This is a genomic window from Nonomuraea guangzhouensis, assembly GCF_019396345.1.
GTDB classification, from domain to species: Bacteria; Actinomycetota; Actinomycetes; order Streptosporangiales; family Streptosporangiaceae; genus Nonomuraea; species Nonomuraea guangzhouensis.
In genome coordinates, this window is the sequence record NZ_JAHKRM010000004.1 from 514,754 (window position 1) to 520,831 (window position 6,078).

4 protein-coding genes and 2 rRNA genes are annotated in these 6,078 nt (G+C 68.3%); 3 read left to right on the plus strand and 3 right to left on the minus strand.

Going from position 1 to position 6,078, the window contains the following annotated elements; translation table 11 throughout:
* Positions 1-51: 51 nt before the first annotated feature.
* Entirely contained in the window at positions 52-978 is a 927-nt protein-coding gene (locus tag KME78_RS10660; RefSeq protein ID WP_219528612.1) for an MBL fold metallo-hydrolase, read from the plus strand.
* A gap of 103 nt (positions 979-1,081) precedes the next feature.
* Here the strand turns inward: KME78_RS10660 and KME78_RS10665 are convergent, their stop codons facing one another.
* A complete protein-coding gene (locus tag KME78_RS10665) occupies positions 1,082-2,341 on the minus strand; it encodes a hypothetical protein (protein WP_219528613.1) in 1,260 nt (419 codons plus the stop codon).
* Between KME78_RS10665 and KME78_RS10670 the strand changes: the two genes are divergently transcribed.
* Both KME78_RS10670 and KME78_RS10675 read left to right on the plus strand, forming a co-directional pair.
* On the plus strand, positions 2,291-4,348 hold the full coding sequence (locus KME78_RS10670; protein WP_219528614.1) for a hypothetical protein: 2,058 nt from the start codon (positions 2,291-2,293) through the stop codon (positions 4,346-4,348). The genes KME78_RS10665 and KME78_RS10670 overlap by 51 nt on opposite strands.
* A gap of 171 nt (positions 4,349-4,519) precedes the next feature.
* Entirely contained in the window at positions 4,520-5,257 is a 738-nt protein-coding gene (locus KME78_RS10675; protein WP_219528615.1) for an SAM-dependent methyltransferase, read from the plus strand.
* Between the two features lie 441 nt (positions 5,258-5,698).
* Here KME78_RS10675 and rrf read toward each other — a convergent pair.
* Both rrf and KME78_RS10685 read right to left on the minus strand, forming a co-directional pair.
* Positions 5,699-5,815, minus strand: a 5S ribosomal RNA gene (gene rrf / locus KME78_RS10680).
* A 141-nt stretch (positions 5,816-5,956) separates the two neighbouring features.
* A 23S ribosomal RNA gene (locus tag KME78_RS10685) occupies positions 5,957-6,078 on the minus strand; the annotation flags it as partial.

Genomic DNA, 6,078 nt, shown 5'->3' on the forward strand with positions numbered 1-6,078 from the left:
GATCGGCTCGAACGCCATTCTGGGGATAACGGCAGCGGATCAGGAGTGACTGTGGACAACATCACCGCCCTGGGCGGCGACGTCTATGAGATCGACACGAGGATGGCGGGCTATCCGGGCATCACGGCGGGCTACCTGATCCTCGGTGATCGCCCCTGCCTGGTCGAGACCGGCACCTCGACCTCCGCGCCCGTGGTCCGCGACGCACTGGCCGCGCTCGGCGTGGGCCCCGACGACCTGGCCACGGTCGTGGTCACGCACATCCATCTGGACCACGCCGGCGGCGCGGGAGACATGGCGAAGTTCTTCCCATCTGCCCAGATCGTGGTGCATGAGAAGGGAGCCAGGCACCTGGCCGATCCTTCAAGATTGATGGCCAGCGCGAGGATGGTGTGGGGTGACCGCCTCGACACGCTTTTCGGTGAACTGTCGCCAACCGAGGCCGACCGCATCGTCGCACTCGGCGACACCGGATCCATCGACCTGGGCAACGGACGGACGTTGAACAGCCACTACTCCCCCGGCCACGCCAAGCATCACGTGGGCCTCATCGACTCCGCCACCGGCGACCTGTACGTGGGTGACGCCGCCGGCGTGTACCTGCCGCAGACCGGGGACCTGCGGCCGGCCACCCCGCCTCCGGACTTCGACCTGGAGACGGCGCTCAGCTCGATCGCACTGTTCGAGGCGCTTGGTCCGCAGCGGCTGCTGTTCAGCCACTATGGACCGGTCGGCGCCGTACAGGAGACACTCGAACGGTCCGCAGAGGAACTTCGCGTCTGGGTCGATCTCACCCGCCAGGTACACGGGGAGGGCCTGGACCTCGACCACGCCGTCGCCATGGTCAGAGACCGCACCAGGGAGCGGTACCAAGCCCTCAGGGCGGACGACGCGACAGCGGAGCAGTTCGAGCTGCTGAGTGGCGCCCCGTCAAACGTCGCGGGCATCTACCACTGGCTCGACCGCGTCTCGCCCTGACTATCTGGTACGGCCTGCGGGCCGAAGAACCAGCCTGCCGTACCGGCAACCGGCCGCATGACTCCGCCGTACACCTCTGCGAGATGTACGGCGGAGCGGGACGTCAGTCTTCGCGCTTGGAGTCGCGCTTGGGGGCGTCCTCGGCAGATTCGTCGGACTGATCCAGGATGTCGCCGAAGTCGGGCTCGATGAACGCCGGATTGATGCCCAGCGTGATCGGGACCTCCGGTAGACGAGCCTCTGAGGCCGGGGCGTCCGACTGTGCCGTGCCTGGGTCGTCAAGCAGATCGCCGGACTCGGGCTCGGCGTCCTCCGGACCGTCCAGGATGTCGCCGAGCTTGGAGGTTTCGGGAGCGGCCTCCTCAGCGGTGTCCTGCGCAGAAGCGGATTCCACCGGCTCCGGGGCGGATTCCGCCTGGCCGGCGGACCCCTCCCGCTCATCATCGACGTCCTGCAGGTCAGCGGACCCGTCCTGCTCATCGTCAACGTCATCCAGATCGGCGGACCTGTGCTGGTCGTCGACGTCCTGCTGGACAGCCGGGTCGTCTGCCTGGCCAGCCGTGTCGTCCCGCTGATCCGCAGGCTCGGCGTCGGCGGTCTGGCCGCCAGCGGGCTCGAGGTCGTCCAGAAGGTCGCCTGCCTCGGCGAGAGCCGCGTCCCCGTCGACGTCCTCGTCCACTTCGTCGGCCTGGTCGGCCTGGTCGGCCGTACCTGCGTCCTCGAAGTCATCCTCGTTGTCGAAGTCGTCCTCGTTGTCGAGGTCGTCCTCGTCGTCGAAGTCCTCTTCGACGTCCTCGATGACCGCGCCCGTCAGCTCGGCGTACCGTTCGGCGGCGTCCGTCTCGCCATCCTCGTCGAAGGCCATCGCCTTGGCGAACCAGTCGGTGGCGGCCTCCTGATGACCCGCGTCGGCCAGCGCGTCGGCGTACGCGAACGCGAGACGTGCCGACCAGGGCTTCGCCTGCGTGTCGCGCAGTTCGGGCAGGCGTTGGAGGGTGATGACGGCGGCGTCGTTCTGGCCGAGATCGCGGCGGGCGCCGGACTCGACGATGGACAGCTCGATGCGTCCCGCCCTGTCGAGGCGTTCGGCTTCGGGTGAACGGACCAGATCGAGGGCGCGTTCCGGCCGACCGAGGCCGCGTTCGCAGTCGGCCATGACCGCCAGGTACGCGTCGGAGCCGGTCATCCGCCTCGCCGCGCGCAGGTCGCTCAGAGCCTCGGAGAAGTGCCCCGCGCGGTAGGCGACGATGCCCGCCGCCTCACGCACGACACCGATGCGGGCCGCGAACCTACGGGCCACCTTGGTGTGCTCGTGGGCCCGATCGGGGTCGTCCTCCTCGAGCGCGCGCTCGGCGGCGACCATGTGCCTGCCCACCAGCTCGGCGAGGTCGCCGGGGAGAGAGCGCAGCTCGTCGCGTACTTCCTTGTCGAGCTCTTCCGCGGTGATGTCGGGCGCGACCTCGGGCAGCGGCTCGCGCTGCGGAGCGTCGTCCTCGGAGCGGCCGAACCTGGCGCGGGTGCCGCCGGATGCCCGGTCGTCACGAGAGTCACGGGAGAACGGACGGGAACGGTCGTCGCCGCGCGGGCCACGATCGTCGCGGTAGCCGCCCTCGCCACGCGAGCCGGCGTAACCGCCGCCTTCACGGCGCGGGCCGCCGTAACCGCCCTCACGACGGGGGCCACGGTCATCGCGGTCGCGGAACGGACGACGATCGTCGCCACCCGCAGAATCACGGAACCCACCCGAGCGCTGGTCATCACGATCACGGAAACCACCACGGCCCCCGCCACCGTCACGGTCGCGGAACCCCCCACGGTCCCCACCAGCACGCGGACCCCGATCATCACGGAACCCGCCCTCACGACGCGGACCCCGATCGCCACCGAACCCGCCCTCACGACGCGGACCGGCATAACCCCCCTCACGACGAGGGCCACGGTCATCGCGATCGCGGAACGGACGACGATCGTCGCCGCCCGAAGGTCGATCGCCACCTGCGGGACGCGGGCCCCGATCGTCTCGGAAGCCGCCCTCACCGCGCGAGCCGGCGTAACCGCCGCCTTCACGGCGCGGACCGCCGTAACCGCCCTCACGACGCGGGCCACGGTCATCGCGATCGCGGAACGGACGACGATCGTCACCGCCACGCGAACCCCGATCAAAGCCCCCCTCGCGACGGGGCCCACGATCGGCACCGCCCTCAGGACGTCCACCTCGGTCGCCACGGAACCCGCCCGAGCGCTGGTCGTCACGATCACGGAAACCACCACGGCCCCCGCCACCGTCACGGTCGCGGAACCCCCCACGGTCCCCACCAGTACGCGGACCCCGATCATCACGGAACCCGCCCTCACGGCGCGGACCGCCGTAACCACCCTCACGACGAGGACCACGGTCATCGCGATCGCGGAACGGACGACGATCCTCGCCACCCTCAGGACGCGAACCCCGGTTGTCGCGGAATCCACCGTCGGCACGCGGACCGCGGTCGCCGAACGGACGACGTGGCGCGTCACCTTCGCGACGGGGCCCACGGTCATCGCGGAAGCCACCCTCACGGCGCGGCCCACGATCGCCACCGCGGTAACCACCCTCACCACGCGGACCACGGTCACCACCGAACCCGCCCTCACGACGGGGACCGGCGTAACCACCCTCGCGACGAGGGCCACGGTCATCGCCGAAGCCACCCTCAGAACGCGGGCCACGATCGTCGCGGTCGCGGAACGGACGACGGTCATCGCCACCGCGTCCGCCTCGGTCATCGCGGAAGCCACCCTCACGGCGCGGCCCACGATCGCCACCGCGGTAACCACCCTCACCACGCGGACCACGGTCACCACCGAACCCGCCCTCACGACGGGGACCGGCGTAACCACCCTCGCGACGAGGGCCACGGTCATCGCCGAACCCGCCCTCACGTCGGGGACCGCCATAACCGCCTTCACGGCGAGGCCCGCGGTCACCACTGAACCCGCCTTCGCGACGCGGCCCACGGTCATCACTGGGCGCGCCCTCACGGCGCGGCCCGCGGTATCCCCCGCTGTCGCGCCCGGTCCCCCGGTCGCCGCGTCCCTGGTATCCGGAACGCTCGCCGCGCCCACGATCCTGCGGCGCCCCACGGTCGCCACCGTCGCGTCGTGCCCCGCGGTCGCCGGAATGCGGCCTGTCATCGGAACGGAACGGACGGTCGCCCCTGGAGTCGCGCTGGTCACGCCCGCGGGAGCCGTACCCGCCGCTCCTGTCGCCATCCTGGGGGCGCTTGTCTCCGCCGTCCCCCCGTTCGCGCTGTCCGCCGTCCGATCCGTTATCACTGTTCACTTCTGGTCCATTTCGTTGGCTCACTCAGCAGACTCGTACGTCACATGACGGTCCGCCGTGGCAGGGTCGCCGCCCCGTTTTCGGGCCTTACGCGACGAAGGCCACCCGCGGTGGGATGGCCCGGTACTACCAGCCTAGCAAGCCGCAGCACGTCACTGAGCCTGCCCCGGCCCGCATATTCGGTCGCGCCGATTGAACGCTTCAGGAAAACTACCGGACATGTCGCTCCGCTTCCATGAGATCGCCGAGTCGGGCCATCGCATTCTGAACGCGATCACCGACGAAAAACTGAACCTCATCGGCGAAATCTGCCGCATCAAGCCAGGTACCCGCCAACTGGACCTCGCCTGCGGAAAGGGCGAAATGCTCACCCGGTGGGCTGTCCGTTACGGCTCACATGGGGTGGGCGTGGACATCAGCAAGGTCTTCCTCGAGGCCGCCAGAGAACGCGCCGACGAGCTCGGCGTAGCCGATCAGGTACGCTTCGTCGAGGCGGACGCAGCAACCTACGAGGACGAACCGCACTCGTACGACATGGTCTCGTGCATCGGTGCCACCTGGATCGGCGACGGCCTCACCGGCACGCTCGCCCTCATGCGCCGCCTGCTCCGCCCTGGCGGCCTCGCCCTGGTCGGCGATTGCTACTGGATCAGCCCGCCCCCACCCGAAGCCTACGCATCGCTCCAAGTGTCGAGCGACCTGTTCACCTCGTTGTCCGGTACGGCCAAGCGCATCGAGGACGCCGGCTACGAGCTGGTGGAAATGGTCCTGGCGAACCAAGACACCTGGGACAGGTACGTCGCCTCGCAATGGTGGACGCTGAGCGAATGGCTACGCGAAAATCCGAACGACCCCGAGGCACCGGACTTGCGGCAATTCTTGGACCAAGCACGCCGCTCTCATCTGGAGTACGGCAGGCAGTACCTGGGCTGGGGTGTCTTCGTTCTTCGCGGATAAGCCGCTTGATTTCTCGATCTGGACTCGGGCCCGCCCAGGCGCAATCGGCCGATCCTGAACCTGCCATGTGACTTGTACGACTCTAATCCGCCGGCCTTTACATTTATCGCGGTCCCGTACAGGCCGGCGTTTTGGGCTTGTAGAGCAGAACCGACCCCGGGCCAGTGCCATTGTCCGGCGGTGGCGTGGCGTGACGCGCCGGCCGCCCTGTCACCCCGTCCAGATGACGGTACGCACCCGCACGCGGTGACGTTCTCTCTGCTTGTCCGCCTCCGCGCTGGTGGAGGCGGTGAACGAGAGTACGTGCACGGTTTACGCGAGCTGGACACACCACCCCAGCAGCTGTACGCCCGGTTGGCCGGAGCTCTCGGCGGCGGACCGGACCCCGAAACGCAGAAAGGGCCCCACGCATATGCGTGGAGCCCTTCCCGAACAAAGATTGTCCGGCGGTGACCTACTCTCCCACACCCTCCCGAGTGCAGTACCATCGGCGCTGGGAAGCTTAACTTCCGGGTTCGGAATGTAACCGGGTGTTTCCTTCCCGCCATAACCGCCGTAACCCTATGAAACAAACAAACAACACGCGTTTGTTGTCTCAGAATTGCGTAGTGGACGCGAGCAAGAAGACCCGTGATGCGGCGCTGCTCTGGACCCGGCGAAGAGTAACAGAGCGCAGCACACACCACAGCATAAAGCTTTGTGGTCAAGTCCTCGGCCTATTAGTACCGGTCAGCTCCACACGTTACCGTGCTTCCACCTCCGGCCTATCAACCCGGTCGTCTACCGGGAGCCTTACCCACTCTCATGGTGGGAGACCTCAT

Bases quoted from the DNA above. Each gene is read 5' to 3' on its own strand.
- KME78_RS10665 (WP_219528613.1), bottom strand. From the start codon at position 2,341: ATGGTCGCCGCCGAGCGCGCGCTCGAGGAGGACGACCCCGATCGGGCC.
- KME78_RS10675 (WP_219528615.1), top strand. From the start codon at position 4,520: ATGTCGCTCCGCTTCCATGAGATCGCCGAGTCGGGCCATCGCATTCTG.